The following is a 24,860-nucleotide window of genomic DNA, read 5'->3' as shown; positions in this document are numbered from 1 at the left end:
TTCTTTTATTGGACTTGTCAAAATGCGGTGATAAGAGCGGGATTGTACCCAATCCACGCGCTTATTTATAGAGAATAGTGACGGGAAATTGGTCAGATTACACGGGCCAGATATTATCGATGATGATCTGCAAACTGCGGTTGCCGCGAAATTCGTTAATATCCAGTTTGTAGGCCAGCTCGACTTCGCGCACGCCGTTATCCGGCCAGCAGGCAGTGTCGACGTTAAAGGCGATGCCGTCTAACAGCGGTCCTCCGCCAACGGGTTCGACCATCACTTTCAAATGTCGCTCGCCAACCAGACGCTGCTGAAGCAGGCGAAAACGCCCGTCAAACAGCGGTTCCGGGAACATTTGCCCCCACGGACCGGCATCACGCAGCAGTTGCGCGACCTCCATCGTCATCTCCGCGGCGCTGAGCGGGCCGTCAGAGACCACTTCCCCCTGTAACAGCGAGGGATCCAGCCATTCCGTGACCAGCTCGCCAAAACGCTGCTGGAACAGGTCGAATTTTGCCTCTTCCAGCGACAGTCCCGCCGCCATCGCATGGCCGCCGAATTTAATCATCAACCCCGGATGCAACGTATCCAGCCGCTCCAGCGCATCACGCATGTGCAGTCCCTGAATGGAACGTCCGGAGCCTTTTAGCGTGCCGTCGCCAGCCGGTGCGAAAGCGATCACCGGGCGGTGAAAACGCTCTTTAATGCGCGAGGCGAGGATCCCGACCACCCCCTGATGCCACTCAGGATGATACATCGCCAGACCTCCGGGCAACGTTTCGCGACTGCGTTCCAGCTTCTCGCACAGGGTCAGTGCTTCCGCCTGCATTCCCTGTTCAATCTCTTTACGCGTCTGGTTTAGCGCATCCAGTTCGTTGGCCAGTATCCGCGCTTCGCCAATGTTATCGCACAACAGCAGCGCCACGCCGACGGACATATCATCCAGCCTACCCGCCGCATTCAGACGCGGACCAAGCGCAAACCCTAAATCGCTGGCGGCGAGTTTTTGCGCATCACGGTTGGACACTTCCAGCAACGCTTTGATCCCCGGACGGCATTTTCCGGCCCGAATGCGGCTTAAGCCCTGCCAGGTGAGGATTCGGTTGTTGGCATCCAGCGGCACCACGTCCGCCACGGTGCCCAGCGCGACCAGATCGAGCAGATCCGCCAGGTTTGGCGGCGCAATGCCGCGTTCGTCAAACCAGCCTTTGTCGCGCAGGAAGGTACGCAGGGCGAGCATCAGGTAAAACGCCACGCCCACACCGGCCAGCGATTTCGAGGGGAAATCACAATCGGGCAGATTCGGGTTGATGATGGCTTCGGCGGCGGGCAGCGTCTCGCCCGGCAGGTGGTGATCGGTGACCACGACCGGGATCCCCAGCGCCCTGGCGTGATCCACACCGGCATGGGAAGAGATACCGTTATCGACGGTGACGATCAGCTGCGCGCCACGCGCATGGGCCTGATCGACCACTTCCGGACTTAAGCCGTAACCATCCTCAAAGCGGTTTGGCACGAGGTAGCTGATGTTATCGCAGCCCAGAGCGCGCATACCCAGCACGCTCAGGGCGGTACTGGTCGCCCCATCCGCATCGAAATCGCCGACAACAATGATGCGCGTCCCCTCGCGAAAGGCGTTATAGAGAATTTCGACCGCTTTTTCGACGCCGCTCAGTTGCTGCCATGGCAGCATGCCTTTGACGCTGCGCTCAAGATCCTGAGCACTGCGTACGCCACGGCTGGCATACAGGCGACGTAGCAGCGGCGAAAGGTCGGCAGGCAGTTCTACCGACTCATCGACTTCCCGCCGACGAAGTTGTATCTGTTGTTTCACGCGAATTACTTACCACTGGTCTGTTTTTGGTGCTCGTCAAGAAACGCTTTCATCTCTTTCGGTCCCTGATAGCCTGGCACGACATAGCCGTTGCTCAGCACAATCGCCGGTGTACCGCTTACGCCAAACTGCACGCCCAGCGCATAGTGATCCGCGATGTTCACCTCACAGGTCGCCGCTTTCACGCCTTTGCCTGCCATCGCGTCGTCAAACGCTTTGGCTTTGTCTTGCGCGCACCAGATTGACTTCATATCCTGCTCGGCCTGACTATCCAGTCCCTGACGCGGGAAGGCGAGATAGCGCACGGTAATGCCCAGCGCATTGTAGTCCTTCATCTCTTCATGCAGCTTGTGGCAGTAGCCGCAGGTGATATCGGTAAAGACGGTAATGACGTGTTTTTCCTGCGGCGCCTTATAGACGATCATTTCGTTTTCCAGCGCGTTCAGATGCTTCATCAGCAGCTGGTTGGTCACGTTGACTGGCGTCGCGCCGCTGACATCGTACATTGGCCCCTGAATGATGTGTTTACCGTCTTCTGTCACATACAGCACGCCGCTGTTGGTCAGCACCGTTTTCATCCCGGCAACCGGGGCGGGTTGAATATCCGTGCTCTGCACGCCCAGTTTCGTCAGAGACTGACGGATCGCGGCGTCGTCGGCGTGTGCCAGGCCGGAAAACGCAGTGGTGAGCAGGGTAAACAGCATTAAACCTTTTTTCATAACCTTTCCTGTTCGCTCAGCATTCACGCTCTTGGGTGATGCTGTTGATGAAGTTGACGCAGGCGCGCTGTCGCAACATGTGTATAAATCTGCGTGGTGGAGAGATCGCTGTGACCCAGCAACATCTGCACCACGCGTAAATCGGCGCCATGATTGAGCAAATGCGTGGCAAATGCGTGGCGTAAAACGTGCGGCGACAGCTTTTCACTGTCGATTCCCGCTAAGACGGCATAGTGCTTAATGCGGTGCCAGAAGGTCTGGCGCGTCATCTGCTGCGCGCGCTGGCTGGGAAACAGCACGTCAATCGACACGCCGTTCAGCAGCCACGGACGCCCATGTTCCAGATACGTCTCCAGCCAGTACACCGCCTCTTCGCCCAATGGCACGAGACGCTCTTTATTGCCTTTACCAATCACCCGCACTACGCCCTGACGCAAGCTGACATCGCTCATCGTCAGTCCGACCAGTTCAGACACGCGCAGTCCGGTGGCATATAAAATCTCAAGCATGGCTTTATCGCGTAACTCCAGCGGTTGGTCAACCACGGGAGCTTGTAATAACCGTTCTACTTGCGCTTCACTGAGATCCTTCGGCAGACGCTGCGGGAGCTTGGGCGATGCCAGCGTCGCGCTTGGATCGTCGGTGCGAATTTTCTCGCGGTAAAGATGCTGGAATAGCCGCCGCACCGCGCTCAGCAGTCGTGCGGTACTGGTAGCTTTATACCCACCGTCCATCCGCTCGGCCAGCAAGGCCTGCAGATCGTCACTTTGCGCGGTTTCCAGCGACACCTGACGGTGCGCGAGCCACTCCACCAGCATGGTCAGATCGCGGCGATAGGCGCTCAGCGTATTTTCCGCCAGATTTTTCTCCAGCCAGAGCGCATCAAGGAATTGTTCGATGCGCGCAAGATCCTGTTCCACATCTGCTCCTTTGATTCTGCAGTCTGCCATTATGACTCAATGATACGGGTTTCTGGTACACTACGCGCAAAGTCATAGCAAGTATTGAGACGTTTACGCGATGAATATTGGTCTTTTTTACGGTTCCAGCACCTGCTACACCGAGATGGCTGCGGAGAAAATTCGTGACATCATCGGCCCGGAACTGGTGACGCTGCATAATCTGAAAGATGATGCCCCGGCCCTGATGGAGCAGTACGATGTGCTGATCTTAGGCATTCCCACCTGGGATTTCGGTGAAATTCAGGAGGACTGGGAAGCCGTCTGGGATCAACTGGACGAACTCAACCTCGAAGGCAAAATTGTCGCGCTTTACGGTATGGGCGACCAGTTAGGCTACGGCGAGTGGTTCCTTGACGCGTTGGGCATGTTGCATGACAAACTGTCGACCAAAGGCGTCAAATTCGTCGGTTACTGGCCTACCGAAGGCTATGAGTTCACCAGCCCTAAACCGGTCATTGCCGATGGGCAGTTGTTCGTCGGTCTCGCACTGGATGAAACCAATCAATACGATCTCAGCGATGAGCGTATTCAGGCGTGGTGCGAGCAGATTCTCGGTGAAATGGCCGAGCACTATTCCTGATAACCGTTTTGCCGGATGATAGCGTGAACGCCTAATCCGGCCTACATGACACACCGCATCGTAGGCCTTAAAGCTGTCCGCCATCAGGCATTCGTCGGCACTACCCTTGCGTCGACGGTTGCATCATCAGGCGGCGTAAATCCCGCCATTCCGCCTTATCCATACTGTCAGCCGCGAGCCACAAATGCTGGCGTTTACCGGTTTCTGAGCGCAAGCGCAGCATCATGCCGGTTTTGATCATCCACGGTGCACTGACGATAAGCCAGTCCTGCCCCTGCCAGCGGAGCCGTCCATCCATCAGAAGTTTGACCTCTCCCTGACGGGCGTTAATTCGCCGCTGGCTGCGGACACAGTCAAACACCACCAGCGAAAGCAGTATCAACCACAGCGGCGTGTAGCTCAGCGGCCATGGCATTAATAGAATCGCCGCGGCCACCAGCCCATGCAGAAGGAGTGATAGCCACTGTGCGCGCCATGAGACGCGGAGATCAGATTGCCACAGGACCACGATCCCGATTCCGTGTCTGGATGAGTCGTACCATCTGCTCCAGTTCAGCATCTGCCGGTTTACCGTGATTCATCAACCAGTTGAATAAATCCGGGTCATCACACTCCAGCAGGCGGATAAAAATACGTTTTTCATCATCACTCAACGTGTCGTATTCATGTTCGAAAAACGGCATGATGGAAATATCGAGTTCACGCATACCGCGTCGGCATGCCCAGTGAATACGTGCTTTATTGTTAATATCCATGTTCTTCTTCCTGTCTCACTCAAATGAACTACCCGGCTATTGTAACGTGTTTTTCATCCTGTTTTGCGGGAATATCCGTAACCACAAGCGCGATCGCTAATTAAATCCCCAATAAGTCAATGGGTTCATGTTTTATGGATGCCGCCTCGCAATCTGTAAGATAAGGCACAAATGGGACTATCAAAGCGCTTGCATTGGGCCATAGCTCTTTTACCATTAGTCATTATCACTGCGTTAAGCAAATCAGGACATTTTTATGGCATTTACTCCATTTCCACCTCGTCAACCCTCAGCTTCAGCGCGTTTGCCCGTGACGCTGATGACGTTAGATGACTGGGCGCTGGCCACGATTACCGGGGCTGACAGCGAGAAGTATATCCAGGGTCAGGTGACAGCTGACGTGAGTCAACTGACTGAACACCAACACGTCCTGGCCGCCCACTGCGACGCTAAAGGAAAAATGTGGAGCAACCTGCGGCTGTTCCGCGACGGCGACGGTTTTGCCTGGATTGAACGCCGTAGTCTGCGTGATGCGCAGGTAGGCGAACTGAAAAAATACGCTGTGTTCTCGAAAGTGACGATTGCCCCAGACGACGAACGCGTACTGCTCGGTGTGGCGGGTTTCCAGGCGCGTGCCGCACTGGTGAATCTGTTCAGCGAACTGCCCGACAGCGAAAAGCCTGTCACGCGTGAAGGAGCGACGACCCTGCTGTGGTTTGAACATCCGGTAGAACGCTTCCTGTTGGTTACCGATGTGGCAACCGCGGAAACCGTAACCGAAAAACTGCGTGGTGAAGCCGAACTGAATAACAGTCAGCAATGGCTGGCACTGGATATTGAGGCCGGTCTGCCGGTGATTGATTCAGCAAACAGCGCGCAGTTTATCCCGCAGGCGACTAATCTCCAGGCGCTGGGCGGTATCAGCTTTAAGAAAGGCTGCTATACCGGTCAGGAGATGGTGGCGCGAGCGAAATTCCGCGGGGCGAACAAACGCGCGTTATGGTCTCTGGCGGGTAAGGCCAGTCGTGTACCGGAAGCGGGTGACGATCTTGAAATGAAAATGGGTGAGAACTGGCGTCGTACTGGCACCGTCCTCGCGGCAGTGCAACTGGATGACGGTCAGCTACGGGTACAGGTGGTGATGAACAACGATATGGAGGCCGACAGTGTATTCCGCGTGCGCGACGATGCCAACACATTGCACATCGAGCCGCTGCCCTATTCACTGGAAGAGTAATTCATCAGCACCTGATGGCGCTTCGCTTATCCGGTCTACGGGGAAAAGTCGTAGTCCGGATAAGACGGTAAAGCATCACATCACGCCTGTCCTACGTACAAATAGATGGCCAGAAAGTGGCATACGCTGCCGCCCAGCACAAACCCGTGCCAGATAGCATGGTTGTAGGGAATACGCTTACTGACGTAGAAAATCACTCCCAGCGAATAGACCACGCCGCCTACGGCCAGTAGCGTTACGCCGCCCACCGCCAGTTTGATCGCCAGTTGATACACCACAATCAGTGACAGCCACCCCATCGTCAGATAGGTCACCAGCGACAGCACTTTAAACCGGTGGGCTATCGTCAGTTTGAATAAAATGCCGAGCAGCGCCAGACTCCAGATAACGATCATTAGCCCACGCGCCAGCGGTGAATTTAGCCCAACCAGCAGAAACGGCGTATAGGTCCCGGCAATGAGCAGGTAAATCGCACAGTGGTCGAATTTTTTCAGCCAGATCTTCGCCCGCTGATGTGGTATCGCGTGATACAGGGTCGACGCCAGAAACAGCAAAATCATGCTGCCGCCGTACAGGCTGTAACTGGTAATCGCTGTCGCACTGGCATTCATATCCACCGCCTGCACCAGCAACAACACCAGACCGACGATACCAAACACCAGCCCAATGCCATGACTGATGCTGTTGGCGATTTCCTCTGCCAGTGAATATCCTTGCGCGATTAATGGCTTCTGGACCATAACTTACTCCGGAGAAACGAACTTGTTCGTGATTGCGCCTCTAGCGTAACTGAGAATGGTTCCAGTGAACACCTGTTAGCCAAAATAAATATCATTTTAAAACTAATCGTTATAAATCAAAATGTTGAAACGCACTTTTCAACTAACAGTTGTTCATTTAATTCAAAGGCATTTAAAATCAATCACATAAAACTGTGACTGATTCGGGTAAATCTCGCCAATCACCCGCTTCAGTTCCTCCAGCGTCATGTTTTCCTGTTGTGCATGTTTTTCCGTCAACGTGTCGAGCGTGACGGTTGACGTTCCCAGCACCTCAATTGTGCAAAAATAGCCATCGTCCTCGAAACGCCCTACCCGCAGAATGTCACCGGTCCTGAAGTGAGATTCTGACTCATCACGAATAGTGATCGTCTTACGCCCTGCCAGAATGTCGTCCTGGAAACGTTGAAAAAAAGTGATGTCATTTGGCTGCATGTTATTATTCCCTTTAGGTAAAATCTGATGAGTGAGTATTGCCATAGTGAGTATGTTCTCCCACGCTGCCATCGCCAGTCTCAACAACATTGAGATGTTGGTCTACAACTATGTCATCAAGAACCGTGACAAAGTCATGTACATGACCATTCGGGAGCTGGCTGAAGCGGCGGGTGTATCGACCACCACCGTGTTGCGTTTCTGTCGCAAGCTTAACTGTGAAGGCTACTCTGAATTTCGCGTACGCTTTAAATTATATTTAGAGCAGAACGAACCGCAACAGGCTAATTTTGGCGCCAGCGAAATTATCAGTTTCTTTAAAGGCGTAAATAACGATGAATTTGATCAATTACTCGATCAGGCTGTAGAGATTATTTTATCGTCCGAGCGCATTATATTTGTCGGTGCCGGTACCTCAGGTGCCCTGGCGAAATATGGCGCGCGTTTTTTCTCAAACGTCGGGAAATTCAGCAACCACATTGATGATCCTTATTTCCCGGTGACGAACGATATGGCGCGTAATGCGCTGGCAATTGTGTTATCGGTCTCTGGCGAAACCGAAGAGATCCTGCGCTTTGCCAGCCAGTTCAGCCTGCATAACTGCAAAGTGCTTTCGATTACCAGCCATGAACACTCGCGCCTCGCCAAACTGGCGGACTTTAATCTCTCCTGGCATGTGCCGCAAACCCGCATTGCTGGCGTGTACGATATCACCACGCAAATTCCCGTTATTTATATTCTCGAATCCCTTGGCCGAAAGCTGGCGAAAAAAATAGCATAAAAAAACAGATTGTTTTTTGGCGGTAACAAATTACCGTTTCGCTATTTTGTTATATCGTGACATTTACCTTCCCTTTGTTAGACTCAAATCAGATTGTATTAATTTGAGATGACGCAACGATGAAAAAACTCACCTTACCAAAAGATTTTCTCTGGGGCGGCGCGGTTGCTGCACATCAGGTTGAAGGCGGCTGGAACAAAGGCGGTAAAGGACCGAGCATTTGTGACGTTCTGACCGGCGGCGCGCATGGCGTACCCCGTGAAATCACTCAGCAGGTGGTGCCGGGTAAATATTACCCGAACCACGAAGCGGTCGATTTTTATGGCCACTATAAAGAAGACATCAAGCTGTTTGCCGAAATGGGCTTTAAATGCTTCCGCACGTCCATCGCCTGGACCCGAATCTTCCCACAAGGTGACGAAACACAGCCAAATGAAGAAGGGCTGAAATTCTACGACGACATGTTTGATGAATTGCTCAAGTACAATATCGAACCGGTCATTACCCTTTCTCACTTTGAAATGCCGTTGCACCTGGTTCAGCAGTACGGCGGCTGGACTCACCGCAAGGTCGTTGATTTCTTTGTTCGTTTTGCCGAAGTGGTGTTTGAACGCTATAAGCATAAGGTCAAATACTGGATGACCTTCAACGAAATCAACAACCAGCGCAACTGGCGTGCGCCGCTGTTTGGCTATTGCTGCTCTGGCGTTGTTTATACCGAGCACGAAAACCCGGAAGAGACCATGTACCAGGTGCTGCACCACCAGTTTGTTGCCAGCGCGTTAGCCGTGAAGGCGGCGCGTCGCATCAATCCGGAGATGAAGGTGGGCTGCATGCTGGCGATGGTCGCGCTGTATCCATTCTCCTGCAAGCCAGAAGACGTCATGTTCGCCCAGGAATCCATGCGCGAGCGTTATGTTTTCACTGACGTTCAGTTGCGCGGTTACTACCCGTCCTATGTCCTCAATGAGTGGGAGCGTCGCGGCTTTAACATTAAAATGGAAGACGGCGATACCGCGATTCTGCGTGAAGGTACCTGCGATTACCTCGGCTTCAGTTACTACATGACCAACGCAGTGAAGGCCGAAGGCGGCAGTGGCGATGCCATTTCGGGGTTCGAAGGCAGCGTACCGAATCCGCACGTCAAAGCCTCCGACTGGGGCTGGCAGATTGACCCGGTGGGTCTACGCTACTCGCTGTGCGAACTGTATGAACGTTACCAGAAACCGTTGTTCATCGTTGAAAACGGCTTTGGCGCTTACGATAAAGTAGAAGACGATGGCAGCATTAACGACGACTACCGCATTGACTATCTGCGCGCCCATATCGAAGAGATGATGAAGGCGGTCACGTATGACGGTGTGGATCTGATGGGTTACACGCCATGGGGCTGTATCGACTGCGTCTCTTTCACCACCGGCCAGTACAGCAAACGTTATGGCTTTATCTATGTGAACAAGCACGACGACGGCACGGGTGACATGTCCCGTTCACGCAAGAAGAGTTTCGACTGGTACAAAGCCGTGATCGCCAGCAACGGCGAGGTGCTGTGAGCTTTTGCCGGATGACGGTGTAAACGCCTTATCCGGCCTACATGCTCTTTCGGGAAAGGGAATATAAGCCGGATATCGCGCAGCGTTATCCGGCAAACATTACATTACTTCCCGCCCGCCAGTTCCAGAAAACTGCCCGTGACATACGACGCTTTCTCGCTCAGCAGCCAGGCTATGGCCTGCGCCACCTCTTCCGGCTGTCCGCCGCGCTGCATAGGTAACATCGACTTCACGCGATCCACCCGTCCAGGCTCGCCACCGGAGGCGTGGATTTCGGTGTAAATTAACCCCGGACGTACACCGTTGACCCGTATACCCTGCGCCGCCACCTCCAGCGCCAGTCCCGTCGTCAGAGAATCGACAGCCCCTTTCGACGCCGCATAGTCAACATATTCCCCCGGCGCGCCCAGCCGCGACGCCGCTGACGACACGTTCACAATCGCCCCGCCGTGACCGCCGTGTTTGTGCGACATCCGCTTGACCGCTTCGCGACAGCAGAGGAAATACCCCGTCACGTTGGTCGCTAACACGCGGTTAATCCGCTCGGCAGAGAGGTTTTCGATTGTGCTTTGTTCAAACAAAATTCCGGCATTATTGACCAGCGCCACCAGCGGCTCATTTTCACGGTCGATCGATTCGAACATCGCCACGACCTGCGCTTCGTCACTGATATCTGCGCGCAGGGTAAACGCGTTCCCGCCAGCGGCGACTATCTTATTCACCACCTCGGTGGCAGCCCGAATATTATGATGAAAATTAACGGCAACCGTGTAACCCTCATCTGCCAGCTGCAACGCGGTCGCGCGCCCAATGCCACGACTGCCGCCGGTAACCAGTGCGATTCCCATAACGTTCTCCCGATATGAAAAAGCCGGGTGGCGGCTTCGCCTTACCCGGCCTACAAATGATTTACTACCGTGGCAAAATTACTGGTATTCGCTCATCGGCACGCAGGAGCAGAACAGGTTACGGTCGCCATAAACGTCATCAAGACGCTTCACGGTTGGCCAGTACTTGTTCGCTACACCCGCCGGGAAGACCGCCACTTCACGGCTGTAACCGTGATTCCACTCTGCTACCAACTCGTTTTGGGTATGCGGCGCGTTAACCAGTGGGTTATCTTCCAGCGTCCATTCGCCGCTCTGCACGCGATCGATTTCCGCACGAATCGCCAGCATCGCGTTAATAAAGCGATCCAGTTCCACTTTGCTTTCCGATTCCGTTGGCTCAACCATCAGCGTACCCGCGACCGGGAACGACATGGTCGGCGCATGGAAACCGTAGTCGATCAGGCGTTTGGCAATATCCAGTTCACTGATGCCGGTCGCTTCTTTCAGCGGACGAATGTCGAGAATACACTCGTGCGCCACGCGCCCATCACGACCGGTATAGAGCACCGGGAATGCGTCTTTCAGACGGCTGGCAATGTAGTTGGCATTCAGAATCGCCACCTGACTTGCCTGCTTCAGTCCTTCAGCGCCCATCATGCGGATGTACATCCAACTGATTGGCAGAATTGATGCGCTGCCGAACGGTGCGGCAGACACCGCGCCCTGACGGGTCAGCATCCCTTCAATCTGCACCACACTGTGGCCTGGTACAAACGGCGCAAGGTGCGATTTCACGCCAATCGGTCCCATGCCTGGGCCACCGCCGCCGTGCGGAATGCAGAAGGTTTTGTGCAGGTTCAGGTGCGAAACATCAGCGCCGATAAATCCCGGCGAGGTGATACCCACCTGAGCATTCATATTTGCGCCGTCGAGATAAACCTGACCACCGAACTGATGCACGATCTCGCACACTTCGCGGATCGTCTCTTCGTAAACGCCGTGGGTAGACGGATAGGTCACCATGATGCAAGAGAGGTTTTCGCCCGCCTGAGCGGCTTTTTCACGCAGATCGCCAAGATCGATATTCCCGTTCTTATCACAGGCCACGACCACTACCTGCATCCCTGCCATCTGTGCGGAAGCCGGGTTAGTCCCGTGCGCAGAGGCCGGGATCAGGCAGATATCGCGATGCCCTTCATTGCGGCTTTCGTGATAATGGCGGATCGCCAGCAGACCGGCGTATTCCCCTTGCGCACCAGAGTTCGGCTGCATACAGACGGCGTCGTAACCGGTCAGTTTGACCAGCCAGTCAGAAAGCTGACCAATCATCTGATGGTAGCCTTCCGCCTGTTCTGGCGGGCAGAACGGATGCAGTTCGGCAAATTCCGGCCAGGTAATTGGGATCATTTCCGCTGCCGCATTCAGCTTCATCGTGCAGGAACCCAGCGGGATCATCGCCTGATTCAGCGCCAGATCTTTGCGCTCCAGCGAGTGCATGTAGCGCATCATCTCAGTTTCACTGTGATAGCGATTGAATACCGGGTGGCTCAGGATGGCGTCATCACGCAGCATACTTTCCTGAATTGAACGACTGTCGTGCGCCACCTCTTTGTCCAGGGTGTCGATGTTCAGACCGTGGCCGTCACCCAGCAGAACCGTAAACAACTGCAAGACATTTTCACGGGTGGTGGTTTCGTCAAGCGTAATGCCGACTGCGTTATGGATATCACTGCGCAGGTTGATTTCTGCCGCTTGCGCACGCGCCAGCACTGCGGCTTTGTCCGCCACTTCCACGCACAGTGTGTCAAAATAGTGGGCATGACGCAGTTTCAGCCCTTTTTGTTGCAGGCCCACGGCCAGGATATCGGTCAGACGGTGGATACGATTCGCAATGCGTTTCAGGCCAACCGAGCCATGATAAACGGCATACAGGCTGGCGATGTTTGCCAGCAGTACCTGTGAGGTACAAATGTTGGAGTTCGCTTTCTCGCGGCGAATATGCTGCTCGCGCGTCTGCATCGCCATACGCAGCGCGGTATTGCCCGCCGCATCTTTCGATACGCCGATAATACGGCCCGGCATGGAGCGTTTGAATTCATCTTTTGCAGCAAAAAATGCCGCGTGTGGGCCGCCATAGCCCATCGGTACGCCAAAGCGTTGCGCAGAGCCGAAAACAATGTCCGCGCCCTGTTTTCCCGGTGCGGTCAGCAGCACCAGCGCCATAAAATCGGCAGCAACGCTGACGATCACTTTGCGTGATTTCAGTTCGCTAATCAGCGTGCTGTAGTCGTGGACTTCACCGGTGGTACCCACCTGCTGTAACAGCACGCCGAACACATCCTGGTGATCCAGCACTTTCGCCGCATCATCCACAATCACGTCAAAACCAAAAGTTTCCGCACGCGTACGAACAACATCCAGCGTTTGCGGATGCACATCTGAAGCCACAAAGAAACGGTTCGCGTTTTTCAGTTTGCTGACGCGCTTCGCCATTGCCATCGCTTCTGCAGCCGCAGTGGCTTCATCGAGCAGCGAAGCGGAAGCCATGTCCAGACCGGTCAGATCCAGTGTCACCTGTTGGAAGTTCAGCAGTGCTTCCAGGCGGCCCTGAGACACTTCCGGCTGATAAGGCGTATAGGCGGTGTACCAGCCCGGGTTTTCCAGCATGTTACGCAGGATAACCGGTGGTAGTTGCACGGCGGTATAACCCATGCCGATGTATGACGTGAAGCGCTTGTTACGCCCGGCGATGGCCTTTAATTCTGCCAGCGCGGCGTATTCGGTCGCCGCCTCGCCCACCTGCGGCGGGGTTGCGAGCTGAATGTCTTTCGGCACAATCTGGCCGATCAGCGCGTTTAACGACCCGGCGCCAACGGCATTCAGCATCTCTTGCTGTTGCGTGGCGTCCGGTCCGATGTGGCGTTCAATGAAAGCGCCGCTGTTTTCAAGCTGGCTTAACGTCTGTGTCATGGGCGATGGTTCCTGAAACGTGCAGTGAATCGTGATTGTCTCTGTCTGCGAGCCCGGTGGCGCTAACGCTTACCGGGCCTACGCATGCCTTCCAGGCCGGATAAGCGCAGCGCCATCCGGCAAAGGCAGATTTACTCGTCTTCTAACAATGCTTCGTACGCAGTTGCATCCAGCAGCGAGTCCAGTTCGCTCTCATCACTGGCTTTGATTTTGAAGATCCAGCCATCGGCGTACGGCTCGCTGTTCACCAGTTCCGGGGAGTCGCTCAGCGCATCGTTAACGGCCACGATCTCACCGCCGATCGGCGCATAGATATCAGAAGCGGCTTTGACCGATTCTGCAACCGCGCAGTCATCACCCGCACTCACGGTCGCGCCGACTTCCGGCAGGTCAACAAAAACCATGTCGCCCAACAGTTCCTGAGCGTGTTCGGTAATGCCAACGGTGTAAGAGCCGTCAGCTTCTTTGCGCAGCCATTCGTGTTCTTTACTGTATTTCAGTTCTGCTGGTACGTTGCTCATCAATCAATCTCCAGAAAAGGATGAATCACGCGACGGCTTTGCCGTTACGCACAAAAACAGGTTTAGTGACTTTTACCGGCATTTCGCGGTTGCGAATCTGCACAATGGCCGTTTCGCCAATGCCCGCTGGTACGCGCGCCAACGCAATGCTGTAGCCCAGCGTCGGAGAGAAGGTACCGCTCGTGATAACGCCTTCCAGTTGATTACCCTGGGCATCGGTGAAACGTACCGGCAGTTCGTTACGCAGCACGCCTTTCTCGGTCATCACCAGACCAACCAGCTGCTCGTGGCCTTTTTCACGCTGGAGTTCCAGCGCTTCACGCCCGATAAAATCGCGGTCAGTCGGCTCCCAGGCGATAGTCCAGCCCATATTAGCCGCCAGTGGAGAAATGCCCTCGTCCATCTCCTGACCATACAGGTTCATCCCCGCTTCCAGACGCAGCGTATCGCGCGCGCCCAGACCACACGGTTTCACCCCCGCTTCCACCAGCGCACGCCAGAAATCCGCCGCCTTTTCATTCGGCATCGCAATCTCATAGCCCGCTTCACCGGTATAACCGGTCGTGGCGATAAACAGGTCGCCGGCCTGCACGCCGAAGAAAGGTTTCATGCCTTCAACGGCTTTGCGCTGCTCGTCAGTAAACAGAGATGCCGCCTTCGTCTGCGCGTTAGGCCCCTGCACCGCGATCAGCGACAGGTCATCACGCACGGTAATGTCGATGGCATAAGGTTCAGCGTGTTGGGTAATCCAGGAGAGGTCTTTTTCGCGAGTGGCGGAGTTAACAACGAGGCGGAAGAAGTCTTCGGTAAAGTAATAGACAATCAGGTCATCTATCACGCCGCCCGAGGCGTTAAGCATACCGGAATAAAGCGCCTTGCCGGTTTTCGTGAGCTTTGCCACATCGTTCGCCAGCAGATAACGCAAGAACTCCCGAGTGCGACTGCCGCGTAGATCGACGATGGTCATGTGCGACACATCAAACATTCCGGCATCGGTGCGAACCGCATGGTGTTCATCGAGCTGAGAACCATAATGCAGCGGCATCATCCAGCCGTGGAAATCGACCATGCGCGCGCCGCATAGCGTGTGTTGTTCGTACAAAGGCGTCTGTTGAGCCATCTTGTCCTCATTGAATAAGCGGGGCTGACCACCCTTTCGCAGCGAAAATTGTCGCCACGAAACCCGGCATCGACGTCACTCCTGGACTCCGACGCAAACGTTCTCTTTGCCCCTGAACTTACCACCGAAATCCACGCTAAACCATAAAACAAAATTAACCATCACATTAGCTTATGACCAAAAGCCGCCAAAACACCATCAGCATAAAAAACCATTGAAAAGGCCATTAATACAGATAAATGATAAGCACTCATCCATAACAGCCGCACATACCAATATTAAACGCTAAAAAAATGTCAAAACTGGCGTTGCGAGAAAATCATGACATTAGAAAATATAATGCGAAAAGAAGAGTGAAATTAGTTTATTTCAAATGAGGGAAGCCTCCCGGCGAAGACGCCGGGAGAAGGAAATGTGACGGGTTTCAAATTCTTTAAAAAGAGGGAATGCTTAGCGAAGCCACTCAGGCAGATCGTTTAATCCCATTGCCTGACGGAGAAGTTGCGGTTTAACGCCAGGGAGCGTATCAGCCAGTTTCAGCCCTATATCACGCAGCAGTTTTTTCGCCGGATTCGTCCCCGCAAACAGCTCGCGGAATCCCTGCATGCCCGCGAGCATCATCGCGGCGCTGTGCTTACGGCTACGCTCATAGCGACGCAAATAAAGGTACTGACCGATGTCTTTACCCTGACGATGCAGACGTTTGAGTTCATCCACCAGTTCTGCTGCATCCATAAAACCGAGGTTTACGCCCTGTCCGGCCAGCGGATGGATAGTATGCGCAGCGTCGCCCACCAGCGCCAGACGATGCGCGGCAAACTGACGCGCATAGCGTCCTGTCAGCGGAAACACCTGGCGGTCGCTTTCCACCTGACACAGCCCCAGACGATTATCAAAGGCGATGTTCAGCGCCTGATTAAATTGCTCATCGCTAAGCTGCTGCATCCGTTCAGCCGCTTCCGGCACAAGCGACCAGACGATGGAGCACAAATGCGGATCGCTGAGCGGCAAAAACGCCAGAATGCCTTCACCGTGAAACGCCTGACGGGCAACAGCACCGTGCGCTTCTTCGGTGCGAATAGTCGCGACCAGCGCATGATGGCGGTAATCCCAGAAGGTCAGCGGAATGTCTGCCTTATTGCGTAGCCACGAATTCGCCCCGTCGGCACCAATCACCAGACGCGCGGTGAGCATTGCGCCATCTTTCAGCGTCAGGAAGGCTTCGTTTTCCCCCCACGCCACCTGCTGCAATTCGGCAGGCGCCATCAGCGTGATATCGGAGGATTGCTGCGCTTTTTGCCACAGCGCGTAATGGATCACCGCGTTCTCTACGATATGGCCCAGATGGCTGTAGCCCATGCTTTGGTCATCAAATTCAATGCGGCCAAAGCTGTCCTTATCCCACACTTCCATCCCGTGATAACAACTGGCGCGACGAGCCACAATGTCTGACCAGACGCCCAGACGGGTAAGCAGTTTTTCACTGGCGGCATTGATTGCCGACACGCGAAGCGCAGGATCGGCATCCATCGCCAACGGCTGCGGTTCGCGCTGTTCGAGCACAGCGACACGTAAACCGCTGCCCTGTAACCCGCACGCGACAGCCAGGCCAACCATGCCTCCACCCACGATTGCTACATCAACACTTTGCACTGTTTACTCCTGGAAATCGGAAACCGCCATCGGGCGTCATGTTCGTATAAATACCGGATGGCGCTTCGCTTATCCGGTCTGGAGATGTTTACCGCGCCACCCAGCCTAACGTCCGCTGCGCAAACGCATTGCGGGCGGGAGGGCATAATTCCATGGTCATCAGTCCCATGTTGCGCCCAACAACCAGCGGCGCCCAGCGGTTGGCAAACAGATGGACCAGACTGTCCGTCACGCCGACCGTAGCCTGGCGATCCCCCTGACGACGCTGTTGATAGTGCGAGAGCACGGCGTAATCACCGACGTCCCTGCCCGTTGCCTGCGCTTCAGTCAGCGTTTCGGCGAGGCTCATGACATCGCGCAGTCCGAGGTTGAACCCCTGCCCTGCAATCGGATGCAGCGTCTGCGCGGCGTTACCTACCAGCACGGTACGGTGCGTGAATGCCTTCGCCGCCGTGGTGAGCGACAGCGGATACGCGCTCCGTTTGCCTGCGTGCGTGATTTTCCCCAACCGCCAGCCAAATGCCGTCTGGAGTTCGCGACAGAAACGTTCATCTGACCAGCCCAGAATCTCCTCACGGTGTTCCAGCGGATGGCACCACACCAGCGAACTGCGCCCTTCAGACATCGGCAGCATCGCCAATGGTCCATGCGCCGTAAACCGTTCAAACGCGCGGCCATTATGTGTAACGGCGGTTGAGACGTTAGCGATCACCGCCAACTGTTCATAGGGTTCCTGTTGCCAGTCAACGCCGCAGGCGGTGGCCAGCGCTGAACGGGTACCATCCGCTGCCACCAGAACGCGTCCGACGATCGTTTCGCCCGTCTCCAGCGTGACATTCACCTGGTCTTCGGTACGCGACACGCTGGCAACCCGATCCGGGCAGTGCAACGTGACGCCAGGCGCTTTTCGCAGCAGAGCAAACAGGCGTAACCCCACGTCATGCAGCTCAACCACCTGACCCAGCGCCGGAATGCGATAGTCCTCAGCATCGAGCGTCACAAAACCGGCATGACCCCGATCGCTGACATGGACGGTATTGATCGCGGTGGCGCAGTCGGCAATTGCCTGCCAGACGCCAATGCGTGCCAGTTGTTGGCAGGTCCCCGCCGCGAGCGCAATCGCCCGGGCATCAAACCCGGGATGACTGTCCGCTTCGGGGGCGGTCGCTTCAATCAGATGAACCGGCAGCGTCCCCTGACTCAACCGGGAAATCGCCAGCGCCAGCGTCGCGCCCACCATGCCACCGCCAACAATGATCACGCTCATGCCTTTTTCGCCGCCGCCATTAACGCTTCAATCTCATCCGCCTTTTTGACGACGCCAGCGGTCAGATTTTCGTTGCCGTTTTCGGTGATCAGAATGTCATCTTCAATACGGATCCCGATCCCCCGATACGCTTCCGGGACATCGGCATCAGGCGCAATATACAGCCCTGGTTCAACGGTAATCACCATTCCTGGCTTCAGGATGCGGGAGCGATCCTGCTCATATTCGCCGACATCATGGACATCCAGCCCCAGCCAGTGGCTCAGACCGTGCATAAAGAACGGACGATGCGCGTTATCGGCGATCAGTTGATCCACTTCGCCCTGCAAAATACCCAGCTTCACCAGCCCGGTAATCATAATGCGCACGACTTCGCCGGTGACTTCCTGAATCGAGGTGCCCGGACGGTACAGACGCAGGCTGGTTTCCAGTGATTCCAGGACGATGTCGTAGATTTCACGTTGCGCCGGGGTAAATTTGCCATTCACCGGGAACGTTCGGGTGATATCCCCGGCATAGCCCTGGTATTCACAACCTGCATCAATCAGCACCAAATCACCGTCACGCAGTTCACTTTCATTTTCGGTGTAATGCAGAATACAGCCATTTTCACCGCTGCCCACAATGGTGTTGTAGGACGGATAGCGTGCGCCGTGGCGAGTAAATTCGTGGTGAATTTCGCCTTCCAGGTGATACTCAAACATCCCCGGACGGCATTTCTCCATCGCCCGGGTATGCGCGAGTGCCGTAATTTCTCCAGCACGACGCATCACCGCAATCTCTTCGGGCGACTTAAACAGGCGCATTTCATGCACCATCGGCCGCCAGTCGATCAGGGTCGACGGCGCTTTCAGGTTCTGGCGCGAGCCTTTGCGCAGTTTTTCCAGCGCGGTGAAGACAATCTCATCCGCATACGCATATTCGCCCTGCGCGTGATACACCACGTCCAGACCATTAAGCAGTTGAAAAAGCTGTTGATTAATTTCGCTGAAGGCCAGCGCGCGATCCACCGCCAGTTTTTCCGGCGCGGCATCTTGTCCCAGACGTCGACCAAACCAGATTTCTGCAGTCAGATCGCGAACGCGGTTGAACAACACGCTGTGGTTATGGGTATCGTCGCTTTTAATCAGTACCAGAACGGCTTCCGGTTCGTTAAAACCGGTGAAATACCAGAAATCGCTGCTCTGGCGATACGGGTATTCACTGTCCGCGCTGCGCGTTACTTCCGGCGCGGCAAAAATCAGCGCGGCGCTGCCTGGCTGCATTTGCGCAAGCAGTGCCTGGCGACGACGTTGGTATTCCTGCGGTGTCATGACGTGGCCTCCATTATCGTTTTACTTTTTAGTGTAGGGTCGGTTTACGCACTTCCGGTGCGGTCGGCGGTTGACGAGTGAAGGTATCGTGGCACAGCAGCGCCGCGACACGCACATACTCGATGATCTCTTCGAGCGACATCTCCAGCTCTTCCTGATCTTCATCTTCGTCATAGCCGAGCTGCGCGATATTGCGCAAATCGTCGATGGCTTCGCCCGTTTCTCCGGTCACTTTATCGAGCTTCGGCTGCGTGACGCCGAGGCCAAGCAGGAAGTGATTAACCCATCCCGCCAGTGCGTCTGCACGATCGAAAACGCTCACGTCATCGCCTTCAGGCAGATAAAGCTGAAAAAGGAAACCATCATCTTCAAGCGCGTCGCTGGTCGCGGAGTGCATTTTACGCAGCGCCTGAGCCAGTTCATGACCGAAGGCCAGCCCTTCGTTCGTCAGGTCGTGAAGCAGCGGCTGCCAGGAGCTGTCGTTATTACCACCGCAAATCATCCCGCTGATCAAACCGTGCATTTCCGCAGGGGTCAGTCCGGCCCCTTGTTGGTTCAAATACTGGTTCATTTCACTGTAACCAGGCATTTCGTTCTGTATAGACATAAGCATTCGTCATCAAAGGGAGGATATTCATGGTATGCTACCACTTTGGACCCTGGTGAACCAGAATAGGGCTTGTATCTTCACACCAGGGTAGCTATAGTGTCGCCCCTTCGCGGACCCAGGGTCTGGAGACGAAGGCAGCACAGTCAATCAGCAGGAAGGTGGCATGTCTGCACAACCCGTCGATATCCAAATATTTGGCCGTTCACTGCGAGTGAATTGCCCGCCTGAACAAAGGGATGCGTTGAATCAGGCTGCGGACGATCTGAATCAGCGGTTGCAAGATCTGAAAGTTCGCACTAGAGTCACAAATACTGAGCAACTGGTATTCATTGCTGCACTGAATATTAGCTACGAACTGGCTCAGGAAAAAGCGAAGACCCGCGACTACGCGGCGAGCATGGAACAACGTATTCGGATGCTCCAACAGACCATTGAACAGGCACTGCTTGATCAGGGTCGCATAACCGAAAAAACGAACCAAAACTTTGAATAACACTTTTCGGTTTACTATGGTAGAGTGACCGTGAAGACAAAAATTTCTCTGAGATGTTTGCAAGCGGGCCAGTCCCCTGAGCCGATATTTCATACCACAAGAATGTGGCGATCCATGGTTGGTGAGCATGCTCGGTCCGTCCGAGAAGCCTTAAAACTGTGACGACGCATTCACCTTGAACCAAGGGTTCAAGGGTTACAGCCTGCGGCGGCATCTCGGAGATTCTCCTTCTACCTGGCGACAGCCATGACATTACTTTCTGAACTCCCTTTATCACGACAAACCATTCGCCAGATGATTAGGCAACGTCGTCGTGCGCTCACACTTTCGCAGCAAATCACCTTCGGTCAGCAGGCCGCAACACGCATGCTTGCATACCCTCCCGTAGTGATGGCGCACACGGTCGCCGTGTTTTTGTCATTTGATGGCGAACTCGATACTCAGCCCCTAATTGAACAACTCTGGCACGCGGGGAAACGCGTCTATCTCCCGGTCCTGCACCCATTCAGCCCCGGTAATTTGCTGTTTCTGCACTATCACCCGCACAGTGAACTGATCACTAATCGGCTGAAGATTCAGGAACCTAAACTCGACGTTCGTGATGTTCTGCCGCTTTCGCAACTGGACGTGCTGGTCACGCCACTGGTGGCGTTTGATGAGTACGGTCAGCGTTTAGGGATGGGTGGCGGATTCTACGATCGCACCTTGCAAAACTGGCAACAGCATGGTCTGACGCCCGTAGGGTATGCCCACGACTGTCAGCGTGTGGAGAAATTGCCGGCAGAAGAGTGGGATGTCCCCTTACCGGCCGTCGTAACGCCGTCAAAAGTGTGGGAATGGTAAGCGCTTCTTTGCTGATTGACACCGCCGTTTTTTTGACCTAAATTTCCTCGGTAAGGGTGAGGGAGGCGAACCTCCCTCCTGCGTTTTCGCTGTTAATATGCTGGCCAGGCGATGATTAACAGGATAAGCAGCATGATGACATAACTCATCATCGTCCCTTTCCTTTTTAGAGCCCCTGCTTCGGTAGGGGCTTTCCCGTTTCAGCGCTGTGCTGCGCCTTTATCGTAAATTCCTTTTGTTGATGTACAACGCGTAGCGAAGCCTTTAATCATCAATTGCGGCAAGGCTCGAAAACAAGATGTATACGTTACAAAAAGGATGGCGATGTCGGGAAAACGAAAGGAGAAAGGAAGAAATGACGGGCAGACTCAGCGCCTGCCCGCATCGGTAAGGATCAGTACAACAGGCGCGCGCGAATAGTGCCCGGAATGGCCTTCATCGCCAACAGCGCTTTCTCGGCGACTGCTTCATCCGCTTCAATGTCGATAACGACATAACCCATTTGCGCCGACGTTTGCAGATACTGCGCGGCAATGTTGACGCCCTGCTCGGCAAAAATCTGGTTCAGGGAAGTCAGCACGCCAGGACGGTTTTCATGGATGTGCATCAGACGACGCCCGCCGTGGAGCGGCAGCGACACTTCCGGGAAGTTAACCGCAGAAAGCGTAGAGCCGTTATCAGAATACTTCGCCAGTTTACCTGCCACTTCCAGACCAATGTTTTCTTGCGCTTCCTGAGTGGAACCTCCGATATGCGGCGTCAGAATCACGTTATCAAAGTCGCAAAGCGGTGAAGTGAACGGATCGCTGTTGGTTGCCGGCTCGGTTGGGAACACGTCGATTGCCGCCCCTGCCAGGTGTTTGGTCGCCAGCGCATCGCACAACGCGGGAATATCTACCACGGTGCCACGTGCGGCGTTGATCAGCAGCGAGCCAGGCTTCATCAGCGCGATCTCTTTCGCGCCCATCATGTTCTTCGTTGAGGCGTTTTCCGGCACGTGCAGGCTGACCACGTCGCTCATGTTGAGCAGTTCAGACAGATGCTGAACCTGAGTGGCATTACCCAGCGGCAGCTTGTTTTCAATGTCGTAGAAGTAAACGTGCATCCCCAGGGATTCCGCCAGAATACCCAATTGAGTCCCGATGTGGCCGTAGCCAATAATGCCGAGTCTTTTACCACGCGCTTCAAACGAACCGGCAGCCAGTTTATTCCACACGCCGCGGTGCGCTTTGGCATTTGCTTCCGGTACGCCGCGCAGCAGCAGTAGCAACTCACCAATCACCAACTCCGCCACGGAACGAGTGTTAGAGAACGGCGCGTTAAACACCGGAATACCGCGCTTTGCTGCCGCCTTCAGGTCTACCTGGTTGGTGCCGATACAGAAGCAACCGATAGCGACCAGTTTTTCCGCCGCGTTGATCACCTCTTCTGTCAGATGGGTACGGGATCGCAGGCCAATGAAGTGGGCATCACGGATGGACTCTTTCAGCTCTTCAGCATCCAGTGCCCCTTTGTGAAATTCGATGTTGGTATAACCTGCCGCCCGAAGGCTATCCAGCGCCTTTTGATGCACGCCTTCAACCAGCAGAAATTTAATCTTGTCTTTCTCCAGCGATACCTTTGCCATTTCCCGACCCTGTCTTTTTATGCAATCTGATATTGTGTGTGTGGATTTGCATCCGCCTTTCAACATATCAAAAATAATTATTGCGGCAATATGAACGTTTGCGTCGCTCTGTTGAGGAACGTTCATTCAGTGGCAAATGCCAGAGGAAAATGCTGGGGATAAGTTTTTCTTTGGAGAAATCAGCAGGGCAAGATTCAAAACGTGATACATGTCACCAAATTTGCCCTGCAAAAAAATTTTAACCGGGGAAGCGCTCCCCTGGTCAGATCATTTCACGATGGTTTTGACGCCGTCAGCGGTCCCGATTAACGCCACATCCGCGCCACGGTTAGCAAACAGGCCGACAGTCACCACGCCGGGAATAGCGTTAATGGCATTTTCCATCGCCACCGGATCGAGGATCTCCATGCCGTGCACATCAAGGATCACGTTACCGTTGTCAGTCACCACGCCCTGACGGTATTCCGGACGACCGCCCAGTTTGACTAACTGGCGGGCCACTGCGCTGCGCGCCATTGGGATAACCTCAACCGGCAGCGGGAAGTTACCCAGAATATCCACTTCCTTGGACGCGTCGGCGATACAGATAAATTTCTTCGCCACGGAGGCAATGATTTTTTCACGGGTCAGCGCCGCGCCGCCGCCTTTAATCATCTGCATGTGACCGTTAATTTCGTCCGCGCCATCAACGTAAACGCCAAGGCTGTCCACTTCGTTGAGATCAAACACAGGGATGCCGAGGCTTTTGAGTTTTTCGGTTGAGGCATCCGAGCTGGAAACCGCGCCTTCAATCTGACCTTTCATGGTGCCCAGCGCGTCAATAAAGTGCGCGGCTGTTGAACCGGTACCTACCCCTACAATGGTGCCGGGCTGTACATACTGAAGTGCCGCCCATCCTACTGCTTTTTTCAGTTCATCCTGCGTCATGATTGTCTCGCCTTTGTGGAGAAAAATTCACGCGCATTATAGACCATTGCGCGGAAAAATCTTCCCGACCCGCTCGCAGGCTGCGGATTTCGTCTTTACCCAATGCAAATTTATGTCATAGTGCAGAACAAGCAAAAATTTCAGGAGTGTGTCAGATCAATGAAACGTCCGGACTACAGAACACTACAAGCACTGGATGCCGTTATACGTGAACGCGGGTTTGAGCGCGCGGCGCAAAAGCTGTGCATCACCCAATCTGCCGTTTCGCAACGCATCAAGCAGCTTGAGAATATGTTCGGACAACCGCTGCTGGTCCGCACCGTTCCGCCGCGTCCGACCGAGCAGGGGCAAAAACTGTTGGCGCTGCTTCGTCAGGTCGAACTGCTGGAAGAGGAATGGCTGGGCGATGAGCAGACCGGCTCCACGCCGTTGCTGCTGTCGCTGGCGGTTAACGCCGACAGTCTGGCGACCTGGCTGTTACCGGCCCTGGCGCCGGTACTGGCTGACTCCCCTATTCGTCTTAACCTGCAGGTGGAAGATGAAACCCGCACCCAGGAACGTCTGCGTCGCGGCGAAGTGGTAGGCGCGGTGAGTATTCAGCATCAGGCGCTGCCCAGTTGTCTGGTGGATAAACTCGGCGCGCTCGACTATCTGTTTGTGGGTTCCAAAGCGTTTGCTGAACGCTACTTCCCGAACGGTGTCACCCGCTCCGCGCTGCTGAAAGCGCCTGCGGTGGCGTTTGACCATCTGGACGATATGCACCAGGCCTTCCTGCAACAGAACTTTGATCTGCCGCCGGGCAGCGTTCCGTGCCACATCGTCAACTCTTCGGAAGCCTTTGTGCAACTGGCGCGTCAGGGCACCACCTGCTGTATGATCCCGCACCTGCAGATTGAAAAAGAGCTGCAAAGCGGTGAACTGATCGATCTCACGCCAGGCCTGTTTCAGCGCCGGATGCTCTACTGGCATCGGTTTGCGCCTGAAAGCCGGATGATGCGCAACGTCACCGACGCGCTGCTGGCCTACGGTCACAAGGTGCTGCGTCAGGACTGAG

24 protein-coding genes and 1 other RNA gene are annotated in these 24,860 nt (G+C 54.7%); 8 read left to right on the top strand and 17 right to left on the bottom strand.

Annotated elements, in window-relative coordinates:
• Positions 1-97: 97 nt before the first annotated feature.
• From recJ to xerD, 3 genes are read right to left on the bottom strand one after another with little or no spacing between them, the layout of a single operon-like run.
• Positions 98-1,831 carry a single-stranded-DNA-specific exonuclease RecJ gene (recJ, locus tag JTI98_RS08540; RefSeq protein ID WP_044327230.1) on the bottom strand — a complete coding sequence of 578 codons (1,734 nt, stop codon included), beginning with the start codon at positions 1,829-1,831 and terminating at the stop codon, positions 98-100.
• Positions 1,832-1,836: 5 nt separating this feature from the next.
• On the bottom strand, positions 1,837-2,550 hold the full coding sequence (gene dsbC / locus JTI98_RS08535) for a bifunctional protein-disulfide isomerase/oxidoreductase DsbC (RefSeq protein ID WP_042999368.1): 714 nt from the start codon (positions 2,548-2,550) through the stop codon (positions 1,837-1,839).
• A gap of 23 nt (positions 2,551-2,573) precedes the next feature.
• A complete protein-coding gene (xerD, locus tag JTI98_RS08530) occupies positions 2,574-3,470 on the bottom strand; it encodes a site-specific tyrosine recombinase XerD (RefSeq protein WP_042999367.1) in 897 nt (298 codons plus the stop codon).
• Between the two features lie 100 nt (positions 3,471-3,570).
• On the opposite strand from xerD, the gene fldB reads away from it, so the two are divergent.
• Positions 3,571-4,092, top strand: a complete 522-nt coding sequence (fldB, locus tag JTI98_RS08525) for a flavodoxin FldB (protein ID WP_042999366.1) — start codon at positions 3,571-3,573, stop codon at positions 4,090-4,092.
• Between the two features lie 100 nt (positions 4,093-4,192).
• Here fldB and JTI98_RS08520 read toward each other — a convergent pair whose 3' ends face one another.
• Positions 4,193-4,600: a protein YgfX gene (locus JTI98_RS08520; protein ID WP_044254016.1), complete on the bottom strand. Its 408-nt coding sequence runs from the start codon at positions 4,598-4,600 to the stop codon at positions 4,193-4,195.
• Complete coding sequence (gene sdhE, locus JTI98_RS08515) at positions 4,581-4,847, bottom strand: FAD assembly factor SdhE (RefSeq protein ID WP_042322123.1); 267 nt, start codon at positions 4,845-4,847, stop codon at positions 4,581-4,583. The genes JTI98_RS08520 and sdhE overlap by 20 nt, the downstream gene beginning before the upstream one ends.
• A gap of 256 nt (positions 4,848-5,103) precedes the next feature.
• Between sdhE and ygfZ the strand changes: the two genes are divergently transcribed.
• Positions 5,104-6,084, top strand: coding sequence for a tRNA-modifying protein YgfZ (gene ygfZ / locus JTI98_RS08510; protein WP_044327232.1), 981 nt, complete (start codon positions 5,104-5,106; stop codon positions 6,082-6,084).
• A gap of 80 nt (positions 6,085-6,164) precedes the next feature.
• On the opposite strand, the gene JTI98_RS08505 is transcribed toward ygfZ, so the two are convergent.
• A complete protein-coding gene (locus JTI98_RS08505; protein WP_042999363.1) occupies positions 6,165-6,824 on the bottom strand; it encodes a hemolysin III family protein in 660 nt (219 codons plus the stop codon).
• A gap of 162 nt (positions 6,825-6,986) precedes the next feature.
• The gene (gene yqfB, locus JTI98_RS08500) at positions 6,987-7,298 is read right to left on the bottom strand and encodes a N(4)-acetylcytidine aminohydrolase (RefSeq protein WP_042999362.1); all 312 of its coding nucleotides are present in this window, start codon (positions 7,296-7,298) and stop codon (positions 6,987-6,989) included.
• A 52-nt stretch (positions 7,299-7,350) separates the two neighbouring features.
• Between yqfB and JTI98_RS08495 the strand changes: the two genes are divergently transcribed.
• Together JTI98_RS08495 and bglA are read left to right on the top strand one after the other, a co-directional pair.
• Positions 7,351-8,079, top strand: coding sequence for a MurR/RpiR family transcriptional regulator (locus tag JTI98_RS08495; RefSeq protein WP_044264419.1), 729 nt, complete (start codon positions 7,351-7,353; stop codon positions 8,077-8,079).
• A gap of 119 nt (positions 8,080-8,198) precedes the next feature.
• Positions 8,199-9,632, top strand: coding sequence for a 6-phospho-beta-glucosidase BglA (bglA, locus tag JTI98_RS08490; RefSeq protein ID WP_042999360.1), 1,434 nt, complete (start codon positions 8,199-8,201; stop codon positions 9,630-9,632).
• A 104-nt stretch (positions 9,633-9,736) separates the two neighbouring features.
• Here the strand turns inward: bglA and JTI98_RS08485 are convergent, their stop codons facing one another.
• The 8 genes from JTI98_RS08485 to ygfB form a co-directional block, all read right to left on the bottom strand.
• On the bottom strand, positions 9,737-10,480 hold the full coding sequence (locus JTI98_RS08485; protein ID WP_042999359.1) for an SDR family oxidoreductase: 744 nt from the start codon (positions 10,478-10,480) through the stop codon (positions 9,737-9,739).
• A 78-nt stretch (positions 10,481-10,558) separates the two neighbouring features.
• Positions 10,559-13,432, bottom strand: coding sequence for an aminomethyl-transferring glycine dehydrogenase (gcvP, locus tag JTI98_RS08480; protein ID WP_216082125.1), 2,874 nt, complete (start codon positions 13,430-13,432; stop codon positions 10,559-10,561).
• Positions 13,433-13,563: 131 nt separating this feature from the next.
• On the bottom strand, positions 13,564-13,953 hold the full coding sequence (gcvH, locus tag JTI98_RS08475; protein WP_200112056.1) for a glycine cleavage system protein GcvH: 390 nt from the start codon (positions 13,951-13,953) through the stop codon (positions 13,564-13,566).
• Positions 13,954-13,978: 25 nt separating this feature from the next.
• A complete protein-coding gene (gene gcvT / locus JTI98_RS08470; RefSeq protein ID WP_216082124.1) occupies positions 13,979-15,073 on the bottom strand; it encodes a glycine cleavage system aminomethyltransferase GcvT in 1,095 nt (364 codons plus the stop codon).
• 450 nt (positions 15,074-15,523) lie between these two features.
• Positions 15,524-16,726 (bottom strand): FAD-dependent 2-octaprenylphenol hydroxylase, encoded by a 1,203-nt coding sequence (gene ubiI, locus JTI98_RS08465; RefSeq protein WP_044327065.1) that lies wholly within the window; start codon positions 16,724-16,726, stop codon positions 15,524-15,526.
• 88 nt (positions 16,727-16,814) lie between these two features.
• Positions 16,815-17,993: a 2-octaprenyl-6-methoxyphenyl hydroxylase gene (gene ubiH / locus JTI98_RS08460; RefSeq protein WP_216082123.1), complete on the bottom strand. Its 1,179-nt coding sequence runs from the start codon at positions 17,991-17,993 to the stop codon at positions 16,815-16,817.
• Positions 17,990-19,306 (bottom strand): Xaa-Pro aminopeptidase, encoded by a 1,317-nt coding sequence (gene pepP / locus JTI98_RS08455; RefSeq protein WP_042999353.1) that lies wholly within the window; start codon positions 19,304-19,306, stop codon positions 17,990-17,992. The genes ubiH and pepP overlap by 4 nt, the downstream gene beginning before the upstream one ends.
• 28 nt (positions 19,307-19,334) lie before the next feature.
• Entirely contained in the window at positions 19,335-19,913 is a 579-nt protein-coding gene (gene ygfB, locus JTI98_RS08450; RefSeq protein ID WP_086512802.1) for a UPF0149 family protein YgfB, read from the bottom strand.
• A 166-nt stretch (positions 19,914-20,079) separates the two neighbouring features.
• Here ygfB and zapA point away from each other — a divergent pair, with 166 nt between their 5' ends.
• The 3 genes from zapA to JTI98_RS08435 all read left to right on the top strand — a co-directional run bounded on the left by zapA (position 20,080) and on the right by JTI98_RS08435 (position 21,252).
• The gene (gene zapA / locus JTI98_RS08445; RefSeq protein WP_042999351.1) at positions 20,080-20,409 is read left to right on the top strand and encodes a cell division protein ZapA; all 330 of its coding nucleotides are present in this window, start codon (positions 20,080-20,082) and stop codon (positions 20,407-20,409) included.
• Between the two features lie 42 nt (positions 20,410-20,451).
• Positions 20,452-20,635: non-coding RNA, 6S RNA (gene ssrS / locus JTI98_RS08440), on the top strand.
• 20 nt (positions 20,636-20,655) lie between these two features.
• Positions 20,656-21,252 (top strand): 5-formyltetrahydrofolate cyclo-ligase, encoded by a 597-nt coding sequence (locus JTI98_RS08435; RefSeq protein ID WP_044253985.1) that lies wholly within the window; start codon positions 20,656-20,658, stop codon positions 21,250-21,252.
• Between the two features lie 394 nt (positions 21,253-21,646).
• Here JTI98_RS08435 and serA read toward each other — a convergent pair whose 3' ends face one another.
• Entirely contained in the window at positions 21,647-22,879 is a 1,233-nt protein-coding gene (gene serA / locus JTI98_RS08430; RefSeq protein WP_042999349.1) for a phosphoglycerate dehydrogenase, read from the bottom strand.
• Between the two features lie 267 nt (positions 22,880-23,146).
• Positions 23,147-23,806, bottom strand: coding sequence for a ribose-5-phosphate isomerase RpiA (rpiA, locus tag JTI98_RS08425; protein ID WP_042322083.1), 660 nt, complete (start codon positions 23,804-23,806; stop codon positions 23,147-23,149).
• 159 nt (positions 23,807-23,965) lie between these two features.
• On the opposite strand from rpiA, the gene argP reads away from it, so the two are divergent.
• Entirely contained in the window at positions 23,966-24,859 is an 894-nt protein-coding gene (argP, locus tag JTI98_RS08420; protein ID WP_042322080.1) for a DNA-binding transcriptional regulator ArgP, read from the top strand.
• Position 24,860 lies beyond the last annotated feature (1 nt).

Source organism: Citrobacter sp. MGH 55, from assembly GCF_016906145.1.
Lineage (GTDB): Bacteria > Pseudomonadota > Gammaproteobacteria > Enterobacterales > Enterobacteriaceae > Citrobacter_A > Citrobacter_A amalonaticus.
Note: the sequence above shows the minus strand (reverse complement) of the source record. Positions and strands in the feature narration are given on the sequence as shown.

Bases quoted from the DNA above. Each gene is read 5' to 3' on its own strand.
- dsbC (WP_042999368.1), bottom strand. From the start codon at position 2,550: ATGAAAAAAGGTTTAATGCTGTTTACCCTGCTCACCACTGCGTTTTCC.
- fldB (WP_042999366.1), top strand. From the start codon at position 3,571: ATGAATATTGGTCTTTTTTACGGTTCCAGCACCTGCTACACCGAGATG.
- sdhE (WP_042322123.1), bottom strand. From the start codon at position 4,847: ATGGATATTAACAATAAAGCACGTATTCACTGGGCATGCCGACGCGGT.
- ygfZ (WP_044327232.1), top strand. From the start codon at position 5,104: ATGGCATTTACTCCATTTCCACCTCGTCAACCCTCAGCTTCAGCGCGT.
- JTI98_RS08505 (WP_042999363.1), bottom strand. From the start codon at position 6,824: ATGGTCCAGAAGCCATTAATCGCGCAAGGATATTCACTGGCAGAGGAA.
- yqfB (WP_042999362.1), bottom strand. From the start codon at position 7,298: ATGCAGCCAAATGACATCACTTTTTTTCAACGTTTCCAGGACGACATT.
- JTI98_RS08495 (WP_044264419.1), top strand. From the start codon at position 7,351: ATGTTCTCCCACGCTGCCATCGCCAGTCTCAACAACATTGAGATGTTG.
- bglA (WP_042999360.1), top strand. From the start codon at position 8,199: ATGAAAAAACTCACCTTACCAAAAGATTTTCTCTGGGGCGGCGCGGTT.
- JTI98_RS08485 (WP_042999359.1), bottom strand. From the start codon at position 10,480: ATGGGAATCGCACTGGTTACCGGCGGCAGTCGTGGCATTGGGCGCGCG.
- gcvP (WP_216082125.1), bottom strand. From the start codon at position 13,432: ATGACACAGACGTTAAGCCAGCTTGAAAACAGCGGCGCTTTCATTGAA.
- gcvH (WP_200112056.1), bottom strand. From the start codon at position 13,953: ATGAGCAACGTACCAGCAGAACTGAAATACAGTAAAGAACACGAATGG.
- gcvT (WP_216082124.1), bottom strand. From the start codon at position 15,073: ATGGCTCAACAGACGCCTTTGTACGAACAACACACGCTATGCGGCGCG.
- ubiH (WP_216082123.1), bottom strand. From the start codon at position 17,993: ATGAGCGTGATCATTGTTGGCGGTGGCATGGTGGGCGCGACGCTGGCG.
- pepP (WP_042999353.1), bottom strand. From the start codon at position 19,306: ATGACACCGCAGGAATACCAACGTCGTCGCCAGGCACTGCTTGCGCAA.
- ygfB (WP_086512802.1), bottom strand. From the start codon at position 19,913: ATGTCTATACAGAACGAAATGCCTGGTTACAGTGAAATGAACCAGTAT.
- zapA (WP_042999351.1), top strand. From the start codon at position 20,080: ATGTCTGCACAACCCGTCGATATCCAAATATTTGGCCGTTCACTGCGA.
- JTI98_RS08435 (WP_044253985.1), top strand. From the start codon at position 20,656: ATGACATTACTTTCTGAACTCCCTTTATCACGACAAACCATTCGCCAG.
- serA (WP_042999349.1), bottom strand. From the start codon at position 22,879: ATGGCAAAGGTATCGCTGGAGAAAGACAAGATTAAATTTCTGCTGGTT.
- rpiA (WP_042322083.1), bottom strand. From the start codon at position 23,806: ATGACGCAGGATGAACTGAAAAAAGCAGTAGGATGGGCGGCACTTCAG.
- argP (WP_042322080.1), top strand. From the start codon at position 23,966: ATGAAACGTCCGGACTACAGAACACTACAAGCACTGGATGCCGTTATA.